General features: G+C 55.2%; 1 protein-coding gene. It reads left to right on the top strand.

Annotated features, from left to right (window positions below):
* The coding region (locus LMTR3_RS23575; protein ID WP_065747405.1) for a M24 family metallopeptidase at nt 1–1,129 on the top strand (1,129 nt) is incomplete at its 5' end.
* Nucleotides 1,130–1,701 lie beyond the last annotated feature (572 nt).

Raw genomic sequence — 1,701 nt, 5'->3', positions numbered from 1 at the left:
GTATCTACGGAGGTTGACTGCCGTTAAGTTGGAGATGGAGCGACGCCAGGTCGAAGTGCTGGTGGTCACGTCCCCAGCGAACATTACGTATCTTTCAGGATACACGTCAAAGTCCGCATATGTGCCTCAAGGCTTGGTCGTGTCTTTAAAGGATGCAGAGCCGACCTTCATTACACGTCGGATGGACGGACCAGCGGCAATCCACCAGATGTTTATCGATCGGAGCCACGTGATTGGCTACCCAGAAGCACTTATCGCTAATGTTGACCAGGACGGATACGATGCGATAATCGACTTCATTTTGGGCAAGGGGCTTGGCCGCCAGGGGATCGGTCTTGAAGTGAAGCTCTTGCCGGCTTTGACCGTTGAGAAGTTCAAGTCTCAAGCGGCTGACGCGAAAATTGTCGATTGCACCAATGCCGTTACCTGGGTTCGAGGCGTGAAATCTGACCTGGAAATTGCGATGATGCGCGAAGCCGCCGCCATTTCCGACGCCGGAATGCTCAGGGCCAAGGAAGTTATTCGGGCGGGCGTGCGCGAAGCCGATGCATCCGCGGAGATCATTGCGACGCTGGTGCGCGGCGCCAACGGAAAGCCCGGCACCGATATCGCGAGCTTTTTTCTGTGCGCTACGCCGCGCACCTCTACGTGTCACATTCGCTGGACCGAGGACATCTTCCGACAGGGCTCACAGATCAACCTCGAATTTAGCGGCGTACGCCACGGCTATACGTCCCCGCTGATGCGCACGATGTCGATTGGCAAGCCGTCGGACCATATACGGCGGCTGCATGAAGGAGAGGTCGCTGGTTTGGAAGCTGCGCTTGCCGCCGCCAAGACCGGAAAGACCTGTAGCGATGTCGCGGTGGCTTTCAACACCACGCTAAAAAAGCATGGATTTGAGAAGGAGTCGCGGTGTGGCTACGCGGTCGGGATCGATTGGACAGAACCAACGGCCAGCCTGAAGGAAGGTGATATGACCATCCTGAAGCCAAACATGACATTTCACCTCATGCTTGGAAATTGGATCGATGAAGATGTCGGCTATGTGATCAGCGAAACGTTTCGCGTTACTGACGCTGGCGGTGAACCATTCACGAAATTGCCGCGGGACCTGTTCGAGATTTGATTCCGAACGCAACGTCACAACAATTGCTCCCGCCTGCAGGCACGGCGATCGCGAATCTACAGGCTTTACGTGGAGGATGGCTTCGCACCATAGGTGCGGTCTTCGCGTAGTTGGCCGCTCCTCTTGTGAAGGACGGCTTAAGCAAGGCCCGTTAGCTTGCGCACGATGACCGGCCTTGATCGCAGCCGCTTCTGAAGCGGCTTGTGTTCGATGGTTGGAACTGATTTGCCGTTTTGCTCAACGGCCACCCATTTTCCTTGGGTGGACGAAGCAGCAACAATGGACCGATTGCCGGTCGAGGGGCGGCTCATTGTAGGCAGGATCAGTAGACGATCCGGACGGCGACCAAATTATGAGAACTGTCGAGTGTGTAATCGCTCTCAGGAAGACGAGGGACCGCAGATTTTCGAACCTTCAGAGCACCCGTTTCATCGTCGCGGTCAGTTTTTTGGTTTTTGCTCTACCGAGGAATTTTTGGGGACCAAGCCGTCGGCTTTCAGATCGAATTGACCATCCCACCTTACTCGTTTCATCGACCTCTCCAATGAACAGGCTGATGCCGCACTGAATTG

It is taken from the genome of Bradyrhizobium sp. LMTR 3 (genome assembly GCF_001693485.1).
Taxonomy (GTDB): Bacteria; Pseudomonadota; Alphaproteobacteria; order Rhizobiales; family Xanthobacteraceae; genus Bradyrhizobium.
This window is presented reverse-complemented; position numbering and strand designations above follow the sequence as displayed.